Annotated in this window: 19 protein-coding genes; 10 read left to right on the top strand and 9 right to left on the bottom strand. The window is 53.7% G+C overall.

What is annotated here, in order from left to right:
* The first annotated feature begins 2 nt into the window (after positions 1 to 2).
* From HGO41_RS23980 to HGO41_RS23955, 6 genes are all read left to right on the top strand, one after another.
* Complete coding sequence (locus tag HGO41_RS23980; protein WP_148232202.1) at positions 3 to 281, top strand: P-loop NTPase family protein; 279 nt, start codon at positions 3 to 5, stop codon at positions 279 to 281.
* A gap of 26 nt (positions 282 to 307) precedes the next feature.
* Positions 308 to 1,831, top strand: coding sequence for a hypothetical protein (locus HGO41_RS23975; RefSeq protein WP_041688942.1), 1,524 nt, complete (start codon positions 308 to 310; stop codon positions 1,829 to 1,831).
* A 341-nt stretch (positions 1,832 to 2,172) separates the two neighbouring features.
* The gene (fepB, locus tag HGO41_RS23970) at positions 2,173 to 3,141 is read left to right on the top strand and encodes a Fe2+-enterobactin ABC transporter substrate-binding protein (RefSeq protein WP_119261181.1); all 969 of its coding nucleotides are present in this window, start codon (positions 2,173 to 2,175) and stop codon (positions 3,139 to 3,141) included.
* The gene (gene fepD / locus HGO41_RS23965; RefSeq protein ID WP_250981536.1) at positions 3,141 to 4,142 is read left to right on the top strand and encodes a Fe(3+)-siderophore ABC transporter permease; all 1,002 of its coding nucleotides are present in this window, start codon (positions 3,141 to 3,143) and stop codon (positions 4,140 to 4,142) included. The genes fepB and fepD overlap by 1 nt, the downstream gene beginning before the upstream one ends.
* 2 nt (positions 4,143 to 4,144) lie before the next feature.
* Positions 4,145 to 5,173 (top strand): iron-enterobactin ABC transporter permease, encoded by a 1,029-nt coding sequence (gene fepG, locus HGO41_RS23960; RefSeq protein ID WP_241916746.1) that lies wholly within the window; start codon positions 4,145 to 4,147, stop codon positions 5,171 to 5,173.
* Positions 5,170 to 5,967: an ATP-binding cassette domain-containing protein gene (locus tag HGO41_RS23955; RefSeq protein ID WP_250981535.1), complete on the top strand. Its 798-nt coding sequence runs from the start codon at positions 5,170 to 5,172 to the stop codon at positions 5,965 to 5,967. Before fepG ends, HGO41_RS23955 begins: the two co-directional genes overlap by 4 nt.
* On the opposite strand, the gene fes is transcribed toward HGO41_RS23955, so the two are convergent.
* Positions 5,941 to 7,284 (bottom strand): enterochelin esterase, encoded by a 1,344-nt coding sequence (fes, locus tag HGO41_RS23950; protein WP_081481096.1) that lies wholly within the window; start codon positions 7,282 to 7,284, stop codon positions 5,941 to 5,943. The genes HGO41_RS23955 and fes overlap by 27 nt on opposite strands.
* A 225-nt stretch (positions 7,285 to 7,509) precedes the next feature.
* On the opposite strand from fes, the gene HGO41_RS23945 reads away from it, so the two are divergent.
* The gene (locus HGO41_RS23945) at positions 7,510 to 9,780 is read left to right on the top strand and encodes a TonB-dependent siderophore receptor (protein WP_126124610.1); all 2,271 of its coding nucleotides are present in this window, start codon (positions 7,510 to 7,512) and stop codon (positions 9,778 to 9,780) included.
* A 68-nt stretch (positions 9,781 to 9,848) separates the two neighbouring features.
* On the opposite strand, the gene gdhA is transcribed toward HGO41_RS23945, so the two are convergent.
* From gdhA to malK, 8 genes are all read right to left on the bottom strand, one after another.
* The gene (gene gdhA / locus HGO41_RS23940) at positions 9,849 to 11,192 is read right to left on the bottom strand and encodes an NADP-specific glutamate dehydrogenase (RefSeq protein ID WP_112198029.1); all 1,344 of its coding nucleotides are present in this window, start codon (positions 11,190 to 11,192) and stop codon (positions 9,849 to 9,851) included.
* Positions 11,193 to 11,304: 112 nt separating this feature from the next.
* Complete coding sequence (locus HGO41_RS23935; RefSeq protein WP_013573880.1) at positions 11,305 to 11,790, bottom strand: methylated-DNA--[protein]-cysteine S-methyltransferase; 486 nt, start codon at positions 11,788 to 11,790, stop codon at positions 11,305 to 11,307.
* Between the two features lie 63 nt (positions 11,791 to 11,853).
* Positions 11,854 to 12,552: an acid phosphatase gene (locus HGO41_RS23930; RefSeq protein WP_013573879.1), complete on the bottom strand. Its 699-nt coding sequence runs from the start codon at positions 12,550 to 12,552 to the stop codon at positions 11,854 to 11,856.
* Positions 12,553 to 12,622: 70 nt separating this feature from the next.
* A complete protein-coding gene (locus HGO41_RS23925; protein WP_250981534.1) occupies positions 12,623 to 13,060 on the bottom strand; it encodes a DUF2000 domain-containing protein in 438 nt (145 codons plus the stop codon).
* Between the two features lie 51 nt (positions 13,061 to 13,111).
* On the bottom strand, positions 13,112 to 13,951 hold the full coding sequence (locus HGO41_RS23920) for an AraC family transcriptional regulator (protein WP_250981533.1): 840 nt from the start codon (positions 13,949 to 13,951) through the stop codon (positions 13,112 to 13,114).
* A 151-nt stretch (positions 13,952 to 14,102) separates the two neighbouring features.
* A complete protein-coding gene (gene malM, locus HGO41_RS23915) occupies positions 14,103 to 14,999 on the bottom strand; it encodes a maltose operon protein MalM (RefSeq protein WP_250981532.1) in 897 nt (298 codons plus the stop codon).
* A gap of 230 nt (positions 15,000 to 15,229) precedes the next feature.
* Positions 15,230 to 16,528 (bottom strand): maltoporin, encoded by a 1,299-nt coding sequence (locus HGO41_RS23910; protein ID WP_014411581.1) that lies wholly within the window; start codon positions 16,526 to 16,528, stop codon positions 15,230 to 15,232.
* A 26-nt stretch (positions 16,529 to 16,554) separates the two neighbouring features.
* A complete protein-coding gene (gene malK / locus HGO41_RS23905; RefSeq protein ID WP_013573874.1) occupies positions 16,555 to 17,664 on the bottom strand; it encodes a maltose/maltodextrin ABC transporter ATP-binding protein MalK in 1,110 nt (369 codons plus the stop codon).
* A gap of 366 nt (positions 17,665 to 18,030) precedes the next feature.
* On the opposite strand from malK, the gene malE reads away from it, so the two are divergent.
* The 3 genes from malE to malG all read left to right on the top strand — a co-directional run bounded on the left by malE (position 18,031) and on the right by malG (position 21,750).
* Positions 18,031 to 19,230, top strand: a complete 1,200-nt coding sequence (gene malE, locus HGO41_RS23900) for a maltose/maltodextrin ABC transporter substrate-binding protein MalE (RefSeq protein WP_013573873.1) — start codon at positions 18,031 to 18,033, stop codon at positions 19,228 to 19,230.
* A 71-nt stretch (positions 19,231 to 19,301) separates the two neighbouring features.
* Entirely contained in the window at positions 19,302 to 20,846 is a 1,545-nt protein-coding gene (malF, locus tag HGO41_RS23895; RefSeq protein WP_250981531.1) for a maltose ABC transporter permease MalF, read from the top strand.
* Between the two features lie 13 nt (positions 20,847 to 20,859).
* Positions 20,860 to 21,750, top strand: a complete 891-nt coding sequence (gene malG / locus HGO41_RS23890; protein WP_013573871.1) for a maltose ABC transporter permease MalG — start codon at positions 20,860 to 20,862, stop codon at positions 21,748 to 21,750.
* Positions 21,751 to 22,040 lie beyond the last annotated feature (290 nt).

Below are 22,040 nucleotides of genomic sequence, written 5' to 3'. Positions count from 1 at the left end.
CGATGAATGAACATTTAAAAGAACCACTGTTAAATTATAAAAATCAGACTAATCCTGGGTATGCTTTATTAATCACTGGTGACTGGGGTTCTGGTAAAACTTACACAATAACAAACTACCTTTCAAAAGATTCCATATATTATATAAGCCTCTATGGTCTATCCTCTGAAATAGATATCCAAGCTAATATTTTCGGTGTGATGAATCCAGAGAAAAAAAACTTAAATCCATTACTGAGAAATTTAACAGTATCAATATCGGTGCATATGGATTACGTTTAAGTCTAGGACGGTTTGTTTCAGCACTAATGAACTCAAACAGCAATGAACTCGTAAAGAAAGATAAAATTATTGTTTTTGATGACTTAGAAAGGTGCCAACTTGACTTAGATATCACCTTAGGGGTAATAAACAAGTATGTCGAACATCATGAGTGTCGGGTTATTGTTATTTGCAACGATAAAAAAAGCGACCCATTATTTTCTTTATCGAAAGAAAAATTATTTGGGCTAACATTAAAAGTTCTACCAGATATTGAACAGGCATTTGATGAATTTACTAAACTCAAAAAATACGACCCGATTAAAAAAAACCTTAAAGAATTAATCCTAAGTATATTTCTCACTTCTAAAATACAATCTTTACGCATACTCAAACATACAATAAATGACTGTTTACAACTTTATTCAATATTAGAGGATAAACATAAAGAAAATAAACCCTGCATAGCTGAATTATTTTCTTTATTCTTAGCCATTACTTATGAAGTTAGGTCAGGGGGAATCAAAGAAAGTGATTTAATTATCAGAAGTGATCAATTTAAAAATCACCTTTTTAATAAAAAAGCGGCAAAAATTAATATGTTCCCTATGATAGAAACGGACAAAAAAGAGGAGTTACCATCGGAGTCTGACGTAAGAATAAAAAAAGCCATAGATAAGTATGCGCCTATTTTGCTTGGTAGTAATATTATTACTAACGATGACTTAATCAACTCTATCTTTAATGGGAATTTCAATAGAAAGGGAATTTGCGATTCTGTGAACTTATCATCTCATTTTGCTGAGGCAAGAAGCACTCCAAACTGGATAATCGCTTATAATTATTATAACTATGAAAATGACATATTAGAGAAAGCAACTGAAGGCCTTAAGAAAGACTTTGAAAATAGAAGGTTAATTATTCCTGGTGAAATGTTACATCTTTTCCACCTCATGTTCCTGATGTCCTATATAAATGAGATAAATCTATCTTATGAAGACATTGAGAAAAAATGTAAAGAATATATTGATGACATTTACTCTAGAGGTGAAATGGAGCCAACTGAAATTAAATTCGATCCTTATAGAAATAATAGTAATTATAACGGTTATGGTTATTGGACTGAGGATGATTACAAAGAGTATGCGGGGCGAGTTAAAGTTTACTTGAAAAGTGTGCGTCAAAAGTCTTTTAATGATCAGCAACCTGCTATCCAAAATTCACTTATGGAAACTTTACGAAGTGACGTCGTTAGGTTCTCAAAAATTATTGGATATGATAATGGCCAGACAGGCGAATATTACCAAATACCAATTCTTTCGGGAATTCCTGCAGAAGTTTTTGTTAATACATGGCTATTAAACCCAACATCTCAATGGAGACATGTAACCTATTCTTTACAGCATCGTTATGCGAATGATAGGTTAGATCGAGAAATGGTTGACGAGAAAGAATGGTTTAAAGAAGTTGTGAAAATCATAGAGGAACGGGCTGCTACTGAAAAGGGGTTTAAAAATCAAATGTTGAACATGTTGATCCCATCTGAACTTAAGGAACAACTTTTTCAATAAGTACTCTTTGTCGCAAAATTGTCGCACTAAGATAGAGATATTGCCGTATATTGACTGATATTCACATTGCAACCCATTGATATACCGTTAAGACATTGTTTTTCAATGGGTTACATGATTCTCATAATCGCTTGGTCGCTGGTTCAAGTCCAGCAAGGGCCACCAAATTTTAGTTTGAGATTCAAACGATTAAGCCACTTCATACGGAGTGGCTTTTTTGTTGCGTGAATACCTGTCTTCCCCTGACTTTTCCACGGATTGAGCCTCTCTCGTCATTGACCCCATACGCCCTGCATATAATAATGATAACCATTAACATTAAAGAATCAGGAATGGATCCAATGACAAGGGCTGGTTTTCGCCGTTTTTCAGGGATGGTTGCGCTGTTGTTATCGCTGCTTGTCGCCACGCAGGCTTTCGCAGAAGGCTGGCCACGGCAAGTTATGACCTCAAAGGGAAGCATCACATTACAACAGCCGCCGCAGCGGATTGTCTCCACCAGCGTCACCGTCACCGGCACATTGCTGGCGATTAATGCGCCGGTTATCGCCAGCGGGGCGACTGCGCCCAATAATCGGGTTTCCGATGCTCAGGGCTTTTTCCGCCAGTGGGGCGATGTCGCGAAACAACGCGGTGTGCAGCGGCTTTATATCGGCGAACCGAATGCTGAAGCCATTGCCGGACAGGCACCGGATCTCATCATTATTGCCGCCACAGGCGGGGATTCCGCACTGAAACTCTATGATCAGCTGTCGGCCATTGCGCCGGTCATGGTGGTCAATTACGACGATAAAAGCTGGCAGGAACTCGCCACCGAATTAGGCCGGGCGACGGGTAAAGAAACCGATGCCGCCAAGGTTATCGCGCAGTTTTCAGCCCGTGAAGACAGTCTGAAAAAAGCGATACATTTGCCACCGCAGCCGGTGTCCGCGCTGGTTTATGGATCAGATGGCAAAAGCGCCAATCTGTGGACGCCCGCGTCACCGCAAGGTCAGTTGCTCCGGCAGTTAGGATTCAGCCTCGCGCCGGTTCCGCTGAATTTCGCCGCCAGTTACAGTCAGGGCAAACGCCATGACATCATCCAGCTTGCCGGTGAGAAAATGCCGGAGGCGATGAACGGCCAGACGCTGCTGTTATTTTCCGCCAGTCAGCCTGATGCACAACGGCTGCTGACCAATCCTTTTCTGGCGAAGTTACCTGCCGTGCAGGCCGGGCGCGTGTATGCCATGGGTGACGACACGTTCAGGCTCGATTATTACAGCGCCAGCAACATGCTGAATCAGCTTGAAAAACTGTTCGTAACTCACTGATGTCCTGCTCAATAAAAAATCTCACAGCGCTGTTGGTTGCCTTGTTTTTGCTCTGCCTGATGATGGCGCTGAGTCTGGTGCTGGGCGAGAAATCGCTTGCGTCCGGCACCGTGATGTCAGCGCTTAACGGCCAGTGCACAGGGGCGGATTGTGTGATTGTCACCGATGCCCGTGTGCCGCGCACGCTGGCCGGTTTGCTGGCAGGGATGGCGCTCGGATTATCCGGCGCACTGATGCAAATCCTCACCCGCAATCCGCTGGCTGATCCCGGTATTCTTGGCGTTAATGCGGGTGCGGCTTTCGCGGTGGTTATCGGTATCGCCTTTTTTGGCGCAACGGATGTCAGCCACTATTTGTGGTTCGCGTTTGCCGGTGCCTTGCTGGCAACATTGCTGGTCGCCATGATCGGCGCGCTGGGACGCGGAAAGCTGGATCCGGTACGCTTAACTCTGGCGGGCGTCGCGCTCGGCGCTGTGCTGGAAGGCATGTCTTCGGGGATTTCCCTGCTCAACCCGACCGTCTACGATCAGTTGCGATTCTGGCAGGCTGGCTCGCTGGATATCCGCAATATTACCGTGATTAAAACCATCACACCGCCGGTGACTTTTGCGGTTGTCCTGAGCTTACTGATGGCCCGCTCCCTGAATAATCTGACGATGGGCAGCGAACTGGCGACGGCGCTCGGCACCAAAATCGCGACCACGCAGTTGCTGGGATTACTGGCGATTACGTTGTTGTGCGGCAGCGCCACAGCGGCTGTCGGCCCCATCGCCTTTGTCGGCCTGATGGTGCCGCATATGGCGCGCTGGATCTGTCGTGCGGATCCGCGCTGGATGCTGCCGTGGACGCTGGTGTTAACCCCGACGCTGTTGCTGGCAGCCGATATCGCCGGGCGTTTTCTGGTTACCGGAGAATTGCGGGTTTCCGTGGTGGTCGCCTTTATCGGCGCGCCGGTGCTTATTTTCCTGGTACGCCGTCCCGGTGGATTACACAGAGGTTAACCATGAGCCAGACTCTTACAGAACCTCGCCCGCTGAAAAAACCTTTGCTGCTGTCGCGCCCCTTTCTGACCGCCTGCGGACTGGTGTTATGCCTGATCCTGCTGGCGGTTTACGCGCTGGGTAGCGGAACACTGGCACTGACGCCGTCGCAGGTTGTCAGCGCCCTGCTCGGCGACGGGCCGAAAAACCTGAGCATTATTGTCACGCAATGGCGTCTGCCGCGCGTGGTGATGGCGATGGTTCTCGGTGCCGCACTCGGCATCAGCGGCGCGATTTTTCAGTCGCTGCTGCGCAATCCATTGGGAAGTCCGGACGTTATCGGTTTTAACACCGGCGCGTATACCGGCGTTCTGCTGATTATCGTGTTGTTCAATGGCGCTGCGGGCGACCTTCTCCCCGGCGCGATGGCAGGCGGCGTCGTGACCGCACTGGTGGTATACGCCCTGGCGTGGCGTCAGGGCATCGAAACGTTCCGCCTGATTATCGTCGGTATCGGCGTACGGGCGCTGCTGATTGCGGTCAATACCTGGCTGATTATTCACGCCTCGCTGGAATCGGCGCTGACGGCTGGCTTGTGGAATGCTGGTTCGCTCAATGGCATCACATGGGAGAAAAGCCTGCCGGCGACGGGGATGATTATCGTCGCCTGCATGCTGGCGCGTTGCTTATCCGCTCCGATGCGGTTGCTCGAAATGGGCGATGATGCCGCCTGTGCGCTGGGCGTACCGGTGACGCGTTCACGTTTATTGCTGATGCTGGCGGGCGTGGCGTTGACCGCCGCAGCCACCGCGCTGGCCGGGCCAATTTCCTTTATTGCGCTGGTGTCACCGCAAATTTCGCGTCGTCTTTGCGCCAGCCAGCAGCACGCTTTATTTTTCGCGGCGCTGACCGGCGCGCTGCTGTTGCTCGCCGCCGATGTCACTGCACAACGGCTGTTCACGCCCTATCAGTTACCCGTGGGCGTGCTGACCGTCAGTCTGGGCGGCATTTATCTGATTGGGTTGCTGATCCGGGAGTCGCGACGCTCATGAATACTGAACACTCTTCCCCTTTGTACGCGAAAGATCTGACGCTGGGCTACGATAAAAAAATCGTCGCCCGCGAACTCTCCGTCTCTATCCCTCAGGGAAAACTCACCGTGATTATCGGGCCGAATGCCTGCGGTAAATCCACATTATTGCGCACGCTCAGCCGCCTGATGCCGCCGCAATCCGGCACGGTATTTCTGGACGGCAAACTGATCGGTGATTACGGCACCAGAGACGTCGCGAAACGTCTGGGTTTACTGCCGCAAAGTTCAACGGCGCCGGGCGATATCAGTGTGGCGGATCTGGTGGCCCGCGGGCGTTACCCGCATCAGAGCCTGTTCAGCCGCTGGACAGCGCAAGATACGCTGGCGGTGAACGACGCCATGCACGCGACGGGAGTATTCGCACTGGCGGAAAGCACGGTGAATTCACTTTCCGGCGGACAGCGCCAGCGGGTGTGGATAGCCATGGTGCTGGCGCAACAAACGCCGTTGTTATTGCTGGATGAACCGACAACCTGGCTGGATATCGCGCATCAGATTGATTTGATGGAACTGATGTGTCGCCTGAATCAGGAAAACGGCCGCACGCTGGTGGTGGTGTTGCACGACCTGAATCAGGCATGTCGTTACGCCGGGCATCTGATTGCCATGCGCGATGGAAAAATACTGGCTGAGGGCGCACCGGCAGACATCGTCACACCGGCACTGATCGAACAGGTTTTCGGGCTGCGCTGCGCCATTATCGACTGTCCGGTTTCGCATACACCGTTAATTATCCCGCTGGGTAACGGTTGAATCTCCGGTGCTCCATGGCTCTTCGTTCCACAGGTATTGAAGGCCATCGGCTAATCCGCCGCGCCAGCTCAGCGCGTCGTGACCGGCATCGACCACGCGATAACGCACGCTGTTTTTGGTGCGGCTCAGCAGCTCATCCATCTGATTATTCACCTGATAAATCAGTCGCTCATTGCTGCCCGCTTCCATGAAAATTTTCAGATGGCTGGCAGCCCCCAGCCCGTTACTCACCGCACGCAGTAACAAATCCGCCTCGTCAGGATTTTCATCCTGCTGCGATTTATTACGTCGCGGCCACCAGAAAGAACCGGACTGACTGAGTACCAGACCGAAGCGCTGCGGCCAGTGCAAACCGGCGTACAACGCTGACAGCCCGCCAAAGCTCTGCCCCGCCACCACTGTTTTGTTCGCATCGCTGCTGTGCGGTGCGAGCGTCGCCACGGCGGGCAATAACTCCTCCTGAACGGCCAGCCAGAAATCTGCATTACAGGTCAGTTCGCGACTGCGGGTCTGTGTATCGATCACATCAATCAGCACGTAGACGGCCTGCGGCAATGTGCCTTCCTGCGTCAGCTGCATCAGCGGCTGCCAGACCGGCATCTGCTGCGCCCAGAACTGGCCGTCGAGCAACAGCGCCAGCGGGCGCGATGCCGGATCCTGGCTTTCGCCGGTGGTGTAGATCCAGACCTTGCGCCGGTTGCCCAGACGCGCACTGTTCCACTGATAGGTTTGCAGTTTTGCCGGTTTCTGTGGCAACGCGGCACCGTGGAGATCAAACTCCCGCCAGGCAGGCTGCGGCAATGCGTCGGGCATATGCAAAGGCGACAACGCGTGAGATTTCGCCCCCGGCCACGGCTGATTCGGATTCAGCGGGTCATAAATCGCATGGGCGAACATATCTTTCCACCATTCCCGCGCAGCCAGCATGGCGGTATAGGCATCGGGATCCTGCGGGAACTCTCTGCCGGGCCCGGTGCGCGGGATCAGGCTGTAGCTGCCGCGCCAGCCGGAGCGCAGCGTAATACTCAGCGACCAGACATCGGTTCCCGCAAGTCTTTGCAGGCTTTGCGGCGGTAAAGACTGATGGTGATCGGTGATGCCGTTGATGTTGATCCACACCCGCTGGAAATCCGATGTCGCCTCACTGCCCTGCGGATCCCGCCAGAAGAACGTCACGTTGCATACGTCATCATTCAGCCGTTCGATCAAGGGTGAACCTTGCGCTTTAATGTCTTTCCACCATTCGGCACTTCCCGCCTGAGAGCTTGCTAACATCGCCTGCGCGGTGGGTTTTTCCGGAAACTGCGATTTCATCATGTTTACGCTTTACAGTCTTTTGGCAGTGAGAGAAGGCATAATTTGCAGAATGATTGACCTGCTTCCTGAAAATTATGAATGGGAATCGTATTGATAATTGTTTGCATTTGCAATAGTGTGTTACCGCCCGTAAACGGGACGATAAAAATACACACACAACAGGCCATCCTCCTGTTCACTAAATCTGTTTTGCAGGAACGGATGGATTTCAGGGCAGAATCCACTATGAAAAGCAGGCTACCACACTATTCTCTGGCAACCTTAATCGGGCTGGGATCAGCACTTTCTTTGCCCGTCAGCGCGGCAGAAAGCACCATACCCCGCACAACAGACGCCAGCCAGAACACCGCAGAAACACAGGAAGACACCAGCGACACACTGGTTGTCACCGCCGCACAGCAAAACCTTCAGGCTCCCGGCGTTTCCACCATCACTTCTGATGAAATCCAAAAACGCCCTCCGGCACGCGACATCAACGAACTTATCCGCACCATGCCCGGCGTAAACCTGACCGGTAACTCTACCAGCGGCCAGCGCGGTAATAACCGCCAGATCGACATCCGGGGTATGGGCCCGGAAAATACCTTAATCCTGATCGACGGTAAGCCGGTGAACAGCCGCAACTCAGTGCGTCAGGGCTGGCGCGGTGAGCGTGATACCCGCGGCGACACAAGCTGGGTTCCGCCCGATATGATCGAGCGCATCGAAGTGATCCGCGGCCCGGCGGCGGCGCGTTACGGTAACGGCGCGGCGGGTGGCGTGGTGAACATCATCACTAAAAAAGACACTCAGGAGTGGCACGGTTCCTGGAATACCTATCTGAACGCACCACAACATAAAGACGAAGGCTCGACCAAACGTACCGATTTCAGCCTCTCCGGCCCGCTCAACGATCAGTTCAGTTTCCGCCTGTTCGGTGGCTACAGCAAAACGCAGGCTGACGCGCAGTACATCAACGACGGTCATCAGTCTGAGCGTACCGGCACCTATGCTGACACCGTTCCGGCAGGTCGCGAAGGCGTGATCGATAAGAATATCGACGCCCTGTTGCACTGGGATTTTGCCCGCATGCAGTCACTGGAATTTGAAGTGTCCAACAGCCGTCAGGGCAACCTGTACGCAGGCGACACGCAGAACACCAACACCAGTGATTTGGTGAAAAGCATGTACGGTGAAGAGACTAACCGCATTTACCGCCAGTCCTACTCGGTGACCTACAAAGGCGCATGGGATAACGGTGTGACCACCAACAACTACGTGCAGTACGAAAAAACCCGTAACTCGCGCATGGATGAAGGGCTGGCGGGCGGTACCGAAGGCATCTTCTCTGACGAAGACTTCAACACCATCGCTCTGGGCGACATTCTGGCGCACAGCGAAGTCAGTATTCCGTTTGAGCTGGGCGTGCCGCAAACCGCGACGTTCGGCACTGAATGGAACCAGCAGAAGATGAAAGATCCGTCTTCCAACACGCAGGCTATGCTCGGCGGCGCGATTGCCGGTACCGACAGCACCAACCGCAGCCCCTATTCTCAGGCAGAGATTTTCTCGCTGTTTGCCGAAGATAATATTGAGCTGACCGACAGCACCATGCTGGTGCCGGGTCTGCGTTTCGACCATCACTCCATTGTCGGCAATAACTGGAGCCCGTCGCTGAACCTGTCTCAGGAACTGGGCGACGATTTCACCCTGAAAATGGGTATCGCCCGCGCCTATAAAGCGCCGAGCCTGTATCAGACCAACCCGAACTACGTGCTGTACAGTAAAGGTCAGGGTTGTGCGGCCAGCGGCGGCGGTTGTTATCTGGTGGGGAATAAAGATCTGGATGCGGAAACCAGCGTTAACAAAGAGATCGGGCTGGAATTCCACCGCAACGGTTATCAGGCGGGCGTGACCTATTTCCGCAACGATTATCGCAACAAAATCGAATCCGGTTATCTGCCAACCGGCACGTCCTCCACCGGCACAACTGATGTATATAAATGGGAAAACGTGCCGAAAGCCGTGGTTCAGGGGCTGGAGGGCACGCTGAATATTCCGGTCAGCAGCACCGTTTCCTGGAATAACAACGGCACGTACATGATTGAAAGTAAAAACAAAGAGACCGGCGATTATCTGTCGATCATCCCGGAATTTACCATCAACTCCACGCTGAGCTGGCAGGCGACGGAAGATCTCTCTCTGCAATCTACCCTGACCTGGTATGGCCGTCAGAAGCCGAAGAAATACAACTACAAAGGTGAAGCCGTCACCGGCAGTGAGAAGAATGAAGTCAGCCCGTATTCTGTGGTCGGCATGAGCGGCACCTACACCGCGACCAAAAATGTCAGCGTCACGGCGGGTATTGATAACGTCTTCGACAAACGCCAGTTCCGTGCGGGTAATGCCCAGACCGTGGGTAATGCCACCACCGGCGCCTATATGTACGGCGCAGGCGCGGCAACCTACAACGAACCGGGCCGCACGTTCTACATGAGCCTGAATACGCACTTCTGAGTATGTTGCCCACATAAAAAAGCCACCTGCAAAGGTGGCTTTGTTGTTTCTGAAACCTGACTTTGGGCTTACAGCACGCCCTGCGCCAGCATGGCATCAGCGACTTTGACGAAGCCGGCGATATTTGCGCCACGGACATACTGCGTCTGCTGGCTTTCGCCGCCGTATTCGACACACGACTGGTGAATATCCAGCATGATGTGACGCAAACGCGCATCCACTTCTTCGGCTTTCCAGCTCAGACGCGCAGCGTTCTGCGCCATCTCCAGCCCTGAGGTTGCCACGCCACCGGCATTCGCCGCTTTACCCGGCGCGAACAACACGCCCGCGTCGGTGAACAAGTCGGTCGCTTCAATCGTCGTTGGCATATTCGCGCCTTCAGCGACCGCTTTCACGCCATTGGCGATCAGCACGCGTGCCGCAGAGGCATCCAGTTCATTTTGTGTGGCGCAAGGCAGCGCGATATCCACCGGCACGTTCCACGGCTGCTGGCCTTCGAGATACGTCAGTCCGAGTTTTTGCGCGTAATCCGCCACGCGGCCATCACGGCTGGCTTTGATTTCGGTCAGCAGCGCCAGTTTCTCAGGAGTAAAGCCTGCTTCATCGACGACAGTACCGTTAGAATCTGACGCCGTAATCACCCGTGCGCCCAGTGACATGGCTTTTTCAATTGCATATTGTGCGACGTTACCGGAACCAGACACCGCCACGCGCATACCTTCGAAATCCAGGCCATGGCGTTTAAGCATCGATTCAGTGAAATAGATCAGGCCATAACCTGTGGCTTCCGGGCGGATCAGGCTGCCGCCGAACGACAACCCTTTGCCGGTGAACACGCTGGCAGTGTTGTTGGAGAGTTTTTTCATCATCCCCGCCATATAGCCGACTTCACGCCCGCCGACGCCGATATCCCCCGCAGGCACATCAGTATCCGGGCCGAGATGACGGTAAAGTTCCAGCATCAGCGCCTGACAGAAACGCATGATCTCGCCTTCGCTTTTGCCTTTCGGATTGAAATCACTGCCGCCCTTTCCGCCGCCCATTGGCAACGTGGTCAGGGCATTTTTAAAGGTCTGCTCAAAACCAAGGAATTTGAGAATCGATAAATTGACCGACGGATGGAAACGCATGCCGCCTTTATACGGGCCAATCGCCGAGCTGAACTGTACACGCCAGCCACGGTTCACCTGCACCTGATTTTTGTCATCCACCCACGCGATACGGAACTGAATGACACGTTCCGGCTCCACCAGACGTTCGAGTAAAGCAGAACGGCGGTATTGCGGATTTTGTTCGAGGAAAGGCCATAGCGTGGTCATAACTTCACGTACGGCCTGGGAGAATTCGACCTGATGCGGGTCGCGTTGCTGAACTGAGGATAAGAACTGTTCGAGGGATTGAATCTGATCCATTAAGGTAAAACTCCGTTTGTAAGTGATGTTGTCTTTTTTATTTACTGCTTATTTTTTGACTATGCATCGACTGACAAGCGGACATCAAGCAATTTATTTCCCAATAAAAACCCTAAGATTTACGACCTTCCAGCTTCAGTAACAACAACTTGTTGTCCAGCCCGCCAGCAAAGCCGGTTAATTTCCCGGAAGCACCAATCACCCGGTGACACGGCGCCACGATAGAAATCGGGTTGCGGCCATTGGCCGCGCCCACCGCACGAACCGCTTTCGGGCGACCGATACGACGGGCGATCTCGCCGTAGCTGCGCGTTTCACCAAACGGAATTTCCAGCAACGCCGCCCAGACTTCTTTCTGGAATTCGGTGCCGGTGAAATCGAGTTCCAGCTCAAAACGGGTACGCTTACCGGCAAAATATTCGTTCAGCTGTTGTTCGGTTTTCAGCAAGATCGGAAACGACGGGTCTTCAATCATATCGCCCAACGGCACGCGCCCGTCGATTTCACATTCCCACAAAATGGCGGTCAGCTTATCGCCTTTCGCCGCCAGTGTGAGTAACCCGACCGGCGATGCCATCCGCTTGAATCTGTTTTCCATCAGTCCCTTCCTCTGCAAGTTTTACGCCCCACACTTTACCGGAAAGGCAGGAACTGACGAAAATTATTTCAGGCCCAACTGTGCGCGAAGTTCCGCTTTCGCCGCGTCGAATTCGGTTTTGAAATCTGGCTGTTCTTCCATTTTTTGCGCGATCAGTGCAGCACCGGTGCGGCTCATCACGGTATCAGAACGGTAATGGAAACCCGCTACCAGACGGTTTTCGGCGTAACCGGCCGCCCGGGTGAACAGCGCGTTGCGTTTTTCCGGCACCATTTCGCCCAGCACCGTCGCCATCAGATAGCCGATAGTAGAATGACCGGAAGGCCATGAGCCGGATTTGGATTTTTTCAGCAGCGGATGAATTTGTTCATCGAGCATATAAGGACGCGGGCGGTTAAAGGCTTTCTTGGCGTGATCGTCCACCACGTCTTCGGTCGCCACAATACGATCAAACAGCGCAGCGGTTTTCGGCAGTTTCGCAGCATCAAAGTCCGGCCCCATCACATCGGCAAAACGCCAGACGTTTTCTTCAGCATCAGCAATCGCCGCTTTTTCCTGCTCCGGCGTACGGGTGGCCTGAATTTCGAGCAATTCTTTCAGTTCCGCTTTGGTCTGCGCCGAATCATCCGCCGGTGGCGCGGGCAGATATTTCGTCAGATCCAGTTCCTGGCTGGTGATAAAGGGTTTGGCTTCGTCAGCCGCCTGAACGACAAAAGTGGAACCGAGGGTGAAAAGCAGCAGAGCAACGAGGGACTTACGCACGGGGAAACTCCTGATATTAGTTTGAATATCAGGAGAGTAGAGAACAAGTGTGACGCTTAAATGACAAACATCAGCCGAGCAAACCGAGTTTTCCGGTCAGCTTGCGCACCACTTTCTTTTTACCCGCCAGCGCAATGCCCAGCAGTTGCAGGTTGTCCGTCGGCACAACAGACACCGCTTCGCGAAACGCGGCGTAATCCGTGGTTTGCTGTCCTTCGACCGGAAAAATAATCCCGTCCATTTCGTCATCATTAAGCAGGTGCTGATGAAGGTGCGTGAGCTGTTCGCTGTCGGCAACCAGCACGCTGATGCCAATCGGGATCAGCCCCGGGTGTTCGCGGTTATCAGCGTCAATCAGCGGCTCGCCCACCAGCGACGGATGGCGTTGCCCGAGCGTCAGGGCCAGCACGGCGGCGGCATTGGCGGCATGTCCGGCTGCAAGTTGCTGGTTGATGACAATCACGCAGCGTTCCGGTGACGAAGGCAGAATTGTTGCAGGCGTATTCATGATGACAGGCTCCGGTTCAGTTGAAACATGAGCTTAACCCGTCACTTTTTCTCAATCTGGAAGATTTGTGCACAGACGCCGGTAATGTGCTGGCGTGAGCTGATAGGCGCGGCGGAACCAGCGCCCGAGATGGCTCTGATCAGCAAAACCTAAATCAGCCGCCACGTCAGCCGGTGTGCGCCCGAGCGCCAGCCCTTCTCGGGCGCGGGTCAGTTTCAGCTGAATAAGATAGGCGTGCGGCGGCAATCCGAATTCAGCTTTAAACGCACGGCTGACCACAAAGCGGCTTTCGCCGGTCGCCGCTGCCAGTTGTTCGAGGCCGATGTCTTCGTGCAAGTGGGCATGCAGATATTCCCGCGCCTGATGCGCCAACCGCGACCAGGGCGCATGCCCCTGAAGTCGCGGCGGCTGCCAGGTGAGATGGCCGCCCAGTGCACAGAGCAAGCCGTCGAGCGCGGTCTGGCGGACAATGCGCAGGTCTTTGCCGTGCAGCGCCTGAAAAGCCCGTGACGTCGCCTGCGCCAGTTGCGGATCCTGCGCTAAGGTATTTTCGAAACTCGGATCACCGGCCGGAGAAAGGGAATCGCACCGTGCCGCCAGCTCGCGGCTCAGCCATTGCGGATCGAGATACAGCATGTGATAGGTAAAACCGCCGGGCTGCACCGCATCGCCGTCATGGATTTCGCCCGGTTCGAGCATAAAGACTTTGCCCGGCAGGCTTTGATGTTTCTGGCGGCGACAACTGAACTGCTGCAAACCGTACTGAGTGACACCGACCAGATAACTGTCATGCCAGTGGGGATCGTAAGCATGGCCTTCGAAATGGGCGTGGATCGTCTCGATCCCGCTGTCTTTATCTTTCGATAAATCGACCCAGTTTGCAGACGCCATACATCCCCCGCTGAATGAATTAACAACAGGGTAACAAATAGGCGGAGTGAATAAAACTCGGTGGGTTTAAACCCCCCTCCCGGCCTCCCCCTTCGCAGGGGGAGGAGCTGAAAAAACTGCCAGCTTTTTCTCGGGGGAGGCGCTGAAAAACTTAGTGCTTCACGCTTTCAATAAAGGTTTTACGGGCGGTTTTGGAACCCAGACGCTCAGCTTCATCCAGCAATTTCAGGGCTTTATCGACGTCCCCTGCTTTCGCTGCTTTCTTAATCGCATCGTTAAAGTAGGTTTCTGAATCGCTGAGCATTGGCTCGCTCGGTTTGGCCGGAGCCGCCGCAGGTGCAGGCGCTTGTGTGCTGCCGACCACTACGGGTGCTGCCGCTGCCGGTGCGGAAGACGGGAAGATCTGACCAATCATCACGTTACCGGTTTTCTGCTCGGCAGTGACTTTCAGGCTCAGTGTGCCGGTCGGGGTATGACGGGCAATCGGATCCGGGATATCCGGTACGGCGTTACCCACGCCCGCAGCGAAGGCTTTCGCCGGGTTCACCATCTGCGTGGTCTCAGCTAAGTCCTGACGGGTGGTGTACACCAGCAGATAAATTTGTTTCTGACCCAGTGCCGGTGTCAGTTTCAGTGTGCCTTCCAGACGATCGCTCGAGACGATGCCCGGTTTCTGATACGGGAAATAGCTGGAAGGGTAAAACGCAGCCGGACGCATCTGCTCATCCAGCACCAGAACATTTGGCGCATACACGGTTTTACCGGTCGCGATACTGGTCAGCGTAATTTCAAGCGAACCCCGGTCAGCAGGTAAAGCGAATGCCCCGACGGCGCCCTGAATCTCACCCTGATTAATTTCAGCGCTGGACGTCCCCAGCGTCACATCCTGCGTCACTGGCGGAACCAGCGGCGTCCATGAAAGGTTGCGTAAGGTCTGGCTGGAAATAGCCGGTGCAGTATTCGCATCATTTTGCGCAGCGTTCACCACAGCAGGGGCAGCAGCCAACAGGCTCAGCGACAGACACAGTGACAGCAGATTCTTTTTCATTATTGTTTCCTTTGAAATCACCATGAAGGCTGGCGGTCATCAGCGATAATCCGCCAGCCAGCACATCTTCTTTACTGCGTTTTTTTAAAGCTTACATTGCCATTTTTCCAAACTCTTTCGGGTTGCCGGAAGGCGGCAAGCGTCCAAGTCCCCGGGAGCGTAGACAACTACGTGACCGGGGCGAGGACGCGCAGCCAACGCATCGGCAGCGCGAAGGAGGAAGGAAAAAATTACCACCAGATTTCCATTTGGGCGCCGAAGGTTATTTCGTCGTCATTACCACGGCTGTATGTGGTCGTGCTGGTGTCGTTCATCGCTAAGCCATTGTTTGCGCCGCTGTCAGTGTCGTAGCCCCATTTTTCATCCCAGTTCGCATAAGTGGCAAACACGCGGATGGCCGGACGTGACCAGATGCTGTCGCCCGCCTGCCATTGTTGCGCCAGGGTGACTTTGTACTGGCCGTTTTTGTCGCCGGTACGCTGGGATTTCACGTTGTCGTAACCGACTTCCAGCAAGGTGCTCATGATCGGGGTCCATTTGTACATCGGACGGACACCGACGGTGTACCAGGTGGTGCCGTTGTTGTTATCGCGGTCAACGTCCTGATACATCGCCACGTACATCAGGCTCCAGGTGTCGTTGAAGTCGATAGCACCGTGGTCGAGCACACGCACCATGCTGCCGTTGTTGTTGATGGCAGCACCATTCGAGTGGCCGTTCGCCGCGCCCTGGCCCGGATCCGTCATGGAATCTGCGGCATATTGCAGCACGAATTTGTTATAGCCGTTGTAAATACTTTGCGTATGTTCCGCAGTGACCAGGAAGCCGTCTTTGGTCGCATCGTCAGCCAGTGAATAACCATCACGCGCGTTAGCACGACCGTAATCCACCCCTAACTCCAGCACACCGCCCGGGTTAGTTTGCAGGCCTGCCAGACGCACGTCGAACACGTCGTTGGAGGTAGGCACTTCGTTACGCTGGTCGGCGATATAACCGTATGAACCGCCGCTTTCGGTGTTACGGGTGGCAGCCAGAGACAGTTTACCGAAGCCCAGATCGATGTCTTCCAGACCCGCACCAGGACCTGAAATATCCCAGTAGTAGAAGTCGATCATGTGAACGTCATGACGTTGGTAGAAACGCTTACCGGCCCACATAGTCGAACCCGGCAGCCATTCGATCAGGTTCTTACCCTTCACGTTTGCTTCGCGGAAAGCCGGATCGGTTGACTCCCAGTCGTTCTGTTGAGAAACGGAATACGCCACGTTGGTGTCGAAGTAGAAGCTCTTATCCCCTTCTTTCCACACTTCCTGACCCAGTTTCAACTCTGCATACGTCTCACATTCGTTACCGAGACGGTATTTGCTGTCTGCACCTGTCGCTTTGAAACATTGCTGCTCGCCGCCGCTGCCGGTCCAGCCAATACCCGAACGGGCATAACCTGTGAAATCCACCGCCATCGCTTGTGTAGAAAGGATGCCAGCAGCCACTGCCAGCGCCAGGGAAGAACTACGCATTGTGATCATCATTTTCTCCTGTAGGGGATCGCGTGCTTTCAAACACCAGGTTCGGGGTGTAACCGGCGACATGCCGTTCCGTCTTCGCGGAACAGATGGCAGCGGTGTGGCGGCAAACCGATGGCGAATGTTGCACCTTCTTCTACCAGCACCACGTCGTTCTGGCGGTACACCAGGTTCTGACGAATTGCCGGAATTTGGATGTGGATCTGTGTTTCGTTACCCAGTTGCTCGACGACCTGCACTTCGCCGGAAAGCGTCACTTCAGCGACGTCGCTTGGCAGAAGATGTTCAGGGCGGATACCCAGTGACAGGTTGCTGCCGACTTTCACGTCGGTCCCTTCCACCGGCAGCCAGACTTGCTGGCGGTTCGGCAATTCGACCTGTACGCGCGCAGGTTCAGCAGCGGTGACTTTCACCGGCAGGAAATTCATTTTGGGTGAGCCGATAAAACCGGCGACAAAGCGGTTGGCAGGATAGTGATACAACTCGAGCGGCTTACCGACCTGCGCGATATGCCCGGCATCGAGCACCACGATTTTGTCGGCCAGCGTCATCGCTTCGACCTGATCGTGGGTCACGTAAATCATGGTGCGTTTCAGGCGTTTATGCAGACGTGAAATCTCAATACGCATCTGCACACGCAGCGCAGCATCTAAGTTAGAAAGCGGTTCATCGAGCAGAAAAACCGTCGGCTCGGCAACCAGCGTACGGCCAATCGCCACGCGCTGACGTTGTCCGCCGGAAAGCGCTTTCGGGCGTCTGTCCAGCAAATGCGCCAGTTGCAACACTTCGGAAACCTGATTCACCCGCTGATTGATCTCGGCTTTTTTTGCCCCCGCCAGCTTCAGGCCGAAGGACATGTTTTCTGCCACAGACAGATGCGGATAAAGCGCATAAGACTGGAATACCATGCCGATGCCACGATCGGCGGGCGGCACTTCATTCATGCGTTTATCGCCAATCTTCAATTCACCGGACGTGATGTCTTCCAGGCCTGCAATCATGCGCAGCAGAGTGGATTTACCACAGCCGGACGGCCCGACGAACACCACAAACTCGCCTTCTTCTATTTCCAGGTTGATGTCGCTGGAAATCACGGTGTCGCCAAAGGCTTTGTACACGCTGTTAAGGGAAACGCTCGCCATCCTGAACTCCTGTACTTGCTGCCAGCGAGAAAACTCAATGCAACGAAGAGTGAAGGATTAGCCGGTAACCGTAATCATCCGTAACAAAGTTTTTCATGGGGGAGGAGCAGGGAGGATGACGATTCACCGCAACCGGATGAAAGTTCACAGCAAAAATCAAATTCGTGATCTGAATGGCAAAAAACGAACCATATTTTTGAGTGATGAACCACATAACGCCTGAGAGTGTCGGTGGGATCACATTCTGAGAGGTGGGGGCGTAGAGGGGGGGATGATGAAGCTGTGACAGGTTAAATCCACACTGGCGTCGTACCCTGTCTTTTCCGTCTCAGACGATAAAAAAACCGACTACAAAAGGATTGGATTATGACCCTCAGCATTAAAAAGATTGTTAAACACACACTGGCACTCTCGGCGCTGGCTACGCTGGTGTTGTCATCTTCCGCGTTCGCCAAAATAGAAGAAGGAAAGCTGGTCATCTGGATCAACGGTGACAAGGGCTATAACGGCCTGGCGGAAGTCGGTAAGAAATTTGAAAAAGACACCGGCATTAAAGTCACGGTAGAACATCCGGACAAGCTGGAAGAAAAATACCCGCAAGTGGCAGCCACAGGCGGCGGCCCTGACATCATCTTCTGGGCGCATGACCGTTTTGGCGGCTACGCACAATCCGGTCTGCTGGCTGAAATCAGCCCGGACCAGACCTTCAAAGACAAACTGTTCCCGTTCACCTGGGATGCGGTCACCTTCAACGGCAAGCTGATCGGCTATCCGGTCGCGGTTGAAGCGCTGTCACTGATTTACAATAAAGACATCATTAAAGAAGCGCCAAAAACCTGGGAAGAAATCCCGGCGCTGGACAAAGAGCTGCGCGCCACAGGCAAGAGCGCCATCATGTGGAACCTGCAGGAACCGTACTTCACCTGGCCAATCATCGCCGCTGACGGCGGTTATGCGTTCAAGTATGAAAACGGCAAATACAACATCAAAGACACCGGCGTGAATAACGCAGGTTCACAGGCTGGCCTGCAATTCATCATCGATCTGGTGAAAAACAAACACATCAACGCCGACACCGATTACTCCATCGCTGAAGCCGCCTTTAACAAAGGCCAGACCGCAATGACTATCGACGGTCCGTGGGCGTGGTCAAACCTCGACAAGAGCAAAATCAACTACGGCGTGACGTTGCTGCCAACGTTCCACGGCAAGCCGTCTAAACCGTTCGTCGGCGTGCTGACAGCCGGTATCAACGCCGCCAGCCCGAACAAAGAGCTGGCGAAAGAGTTCCTGGAAAACTACCTGATCACCGACGACGGTCTGGCCGTCGTGAATAAGGACAAACCGCTGGGTGCCGTGGCGCTGAAGTCTTATCAGGAGAAACTGGAAAAAGACCCGCGCATTGCTGCCACCATGGCGAACTCGAAGAACGGTGAAATCATGCCAAACATCCCGCAGATGAGCGCCTTCTGGTACGCAGAACGCAGCGCCATCATCAACGCGGTGAATGGCCGTCAGACCGTTCCGCAAGCACTGAAAGATGTAGAAACCCGCATTACCAAGTAATGCCTGCGTTTTAGCTCAATGAACGGTACGGAGCCAACCTGCTCCGTACCGCCACTACAAGGATTGTCCCTATGCCAGTAGCCAAAAAAAGGCCGTTCAGCAATGCGCTTAAGTGGCTGATCATCGCCCTGCTCGCCTGCTTTACCGGTTATCTGATCGTGCTGATGTATGCGCAGGGTGAATACCTCTTTGCCGTTCTAACCCTGATCCTCTCCGGTGTCGGCTTATACATTTATGGCAACCGCCGCGCGTATTCTTGGCGCTACGTGTACCCCGGTCTGGCCGGGATGTCGTTATTTGTGTTGTTTCCGCTGATCTGCACCATCGCGATTGCCTTCACTAACTACAGCAGCACCAACCAGCTGACCTTTGAACGTGCGCAGTCCGTTCTCATGGGACGTGAATTTCAGGGCGGCAAGGTGCTGAATTTCGCACTCTTCCCTGCGGGCGATAGATGGCAACTGGCACTGACGTCGGCGGATAACAGCGAGACGCTGGTTTCCCCGCCTTTTGCTTTCAACGCTTCCGCGCCGCAAACGCTGGACATGCTGCCGCAAACCGCGCCATCGGCTGAAAAAGCCGGGTTGCGGGTAGTGACACAAAACCGTCTGGCCCTCGGTCAGATCTCAGCGAAATTACCCGACGGCGAAACGCTGCGCATGAGTTCCCTGCGCCAGTTCTCCGGCACTCAGCCGCTGTACAAACTCGGTGAAGATAAGAAGCAGCTGACCAATGTGCAAACCGGCACGATTTACCGCCCGAACATGGACACCGGCTTCTATCAGGCAGTGAACGCTCAGGGCGAATGGCAGGCAGAAAAACTCAGCCCCGGCTTTACCGTCGGCATCGGCTGGGGCAACTTCCTTCGCGTGTTACATGACGAAGGGATCCAGAAACCGTTCCTGTCGATTTTCGTCTGGACCGTTGTATTCGCCCTGCTGACCGTGGTGCTCACCGTGGCTGTCGGTATGGTGCTGGCCTGCGTGGTGCAGTGGGAAAAACTGAAAGGGAAAGCGGCGTACCGCATCCTGCTGATCCTGCCCTACGCCGTGCCTGCGTTTATTTCGATTCTTATTTTCAAAGGGTTATTCAACCAGAGTTTTGGTGAGATCAACCTGATGCTCAGCGCGCTGTTTGGCATCAAACCGGCGTGGTTCAGCGATCCATGGACGGCCAAAAGCATGATCATCATCGTCAACACCTGGCTCGGTTATCCGTACATGATGATCCTGTGCATGGGCCTGCTGAAAGCGATCCCGGACGATCTTTACGAAGCATCCGCTATGGACGGCGCGACGCCGATGCAGAACTTCTTCCGCATCACGCTGCCGCTTTTGATCAAACCGCTGACGCCACTGATGATCGCCAGCTTCGCGTTTAACTTTAATAACTTCGTGCTGATCCAGTTGCTGACCAACGGCGGGCCGGACATGCTCGGCACCACCACGCCAGCGGGTCATACCGATTTGCTGGTCAGCTACACCTATCGCATCGCCTTTGAAGGCGGCGGCGGGCAGGACTTCGGGCTGGCGGCAGCGATTGCCACGCTAATCTTCCTGCTGGTGGGAGCGCTGGCTGTCGTGAACCTGAAAGCATCACGTATGAAATTCGACTGAGGAGAAACAAACAATGCCTATGGTTAAACCGAAGTCGCAGAAAGTCAGATTGCTGGTCACACACCTGCTGTTGCTGTGCTTTCTGGCGCTGATCCTGTTCCCGTTGCTGATGGTGTTCGCCATCTCGCTGCGTCCGGGTAACTTCGCCACCGGCAGCCTGATTCCGGATCAGGTCTCGTGGGATCACTGGAAACTGGCGCTCGGCATTGCCGTCAACAACAGCGACGGCAGCGTTACGCCACCGCCGTTCCCGGTGATGCTGTGGCTGTGGAATTCGATCAAGATCGCCGTGATCACCGCCGTCGGCATCGTCGCACTTTCCACCACCTGCGCCTATGCCTTTGCCCGCATGAAATTCCGCGGTAAAAGTTCGCTGCTTAAAGGGATGCTGATTTTTCAGATGTTCCCGGCGGTGCTGTCGCTGGTGGCGCTATACGCCCTGTTCGACCGTCTCGGCATGTACGTGCCGTTCCTCGGGCTGAACACCCACGGCGGCGTGATTTTCGCCTATATGGGCGGCATCGCCCTGCACGTCTGGACGATCAAAGGCTATTTCGAAACCATCGACGGTTCGCTGGAAGAAGCCGCTGCGCTGGACGGTGCCAGCCCGTGGCAGGCATTCCGTCTGGTGCTGCTGCCGCTGTCTGTGCCAATTCTGGCAGTGGTGTTCATTCTGTCGTTCATCGCGGCCATCACCGAAGTGCCGGTGGCGTCGTTACTGCTGCGTGACGTCAACAGCTACACCCTGGCGGTCGGTATGCAGCAATATCTTAACCCGCAAAATTACCTGTGGGGTGATTTCGCGGCGGCAGCCATATTGTCGGCTATCCCGATTACGGCGGTGTTCCTGATTGCTCAACGCTGGCTGGTCGGCGGCTTAACGGCAGGCGGTGTGAAAGGTTAACTGTAAGGCTAATGCGCTTTGTAATACTTGATCAATTCCCTGTGTCTTGGGCGGCTGAATAAGCCGCCTTTTTTTATGCATGGAGGGATCGGGAATAACCAAATAGTCGGTGCAAAGGTATCAGCGAGCTCACAAGAGGCAATGGACTGTATAGCGATCACCAGACCCCCTTAGGATTCATATACAGGCCATCCGATCCCAACGGTTGCCCATAAAAATCTATGGTCACCCCCTTTTTTGCAACGTTGATTTTGATTTATGATGGGCTTGCTTAAATCTATACGGCGTCT

Origin of the sequence: Rahnella sp. CG8 (assembly GCF_023701875.1) — a bacterium.
Lineage (GTDB): Bacteria > Pseudomonadota > Gammaproteobacteria > Enterobacterales > Enterobacteriaceae > Rahnella > Rahnella aceris.
This window is presented reverse-complemented; position numbering and strand designations above follow the sequence as displayed.

Coding starts and splice junctions, on each gene's coding strand:
- malE (WP_013573873.1), top strand. CDS start 18,031: ATGACCCTCAGCATTAAAAAGATTGTTAAACACACACTGGCACTCTCG.
- malF (WP_250981531.1), top strand. CDS start 19,302: ATGCCAGTAGCCAAAAAAAGGCCGTTCAGCAATGCGCTTAAGTGGCTG.
- HGO41_RS23955 (WP_250981535.1), top strand. CDS start 5,170: ATGAATACTGAACACTCTTCCCCTTTGTACGCGAAAGATCTGACGCTG.
- fepD (WP_250981536.1), top strand. CDS start 3,141: ATGTCCTGCTCAATAAAAAATCTCACAGCGCTGTTGGTTGCCTTGTTT.
- HGO41_RS23935 (WP_013573880.1), bottom strand. CDS start 11,790: ATGGAAAACAGATTCAAGCGGATGGCATCGCCGGTCGGGTTACTCACA.
- HGO41_RS23975 (WP_041688942.1), top strand. CDS start 308: ATGAACTCAAACAGCAATGAACTCGTAAAGAAAGATAAAATTATTGTT.
- HGO41_RS23920 (WP_250981533.1), bottom strand. CDS start 13,951: ATGGCGTCTGCAAACTGGGTCGATTTATCGAAAGATAAAGACAGCGGG.
- malK (WP_013573874.1), bottom strand. CDS start 17,664: ATGGCGAGCGTTTCCCTTAACAGCGTGTACAAAGCCTTTGGCGACACC.
- fes (WP_081481096.1), bottom strand. CDS start 7,284: ATGATGAAATCGCAGTTTCCGGAAAAACCCACCGCGCAGGCGATGTTA.
- malG (WP_013573871.1), top strand. CDS start 20,860: ATGCCTATGGTTAAACCGAAGTCGCAGAAAGTCAGATTGCTGGTCACA.
- HGO41_RS23910 (WP_014411581.1), bottom strand. CDS start 16,528: ATGATGATCACAATGCGTAGTTCTTCCCTGGCGCTGGCAGTGGCTGCT.
- HGO41_RS23945 (WP_126124610.1), top strand. CDS start 7,510: ATGAAAAGCAGGCTACCACACTATTCTCTGGCAACCTTAATCGGGCTG.
- gdhA (WP_112198029.1), bottom strand. CDS start 11,192: ATGGATCAGATTCAATCCCTCGAACAGTTCTTATCCTCAGTTCAGCAA.
- HGO41_RS23925 (WP_250981534.1), bottom strand. CDS start 13,060: ATGAATACGCCTGCAACAATTCTGCCTTCGTCACCGGAACGCTGCGTG.
- fepB (WP_119261181.1), top strand. CDS start 2,173: ATGACAAGGGCTGGTTTTCGCCGTTTTTCAGGGATGGTTGCGCTGTTG.
- fepG (WP_241916746.1), top strand. CDS start 4,145: ATGAGCCAGACTCTTACAGAACCTCGCCCGCTGAAAAAACCTTTGCTG.
- HGO41_RS23980 (WP_148232202.1), top strand. CDS start 3: ATGAATGAACATTTAAAAGAACCACTGTTAAATTATAAAAATCAGACT.
- malM (WP_250981532.1), bottom strand. CDS start 14,999: ATGAAAAAGAATCTGCTGTCACTGTGTCTGTCGCTGAGCCTGTTGGCT.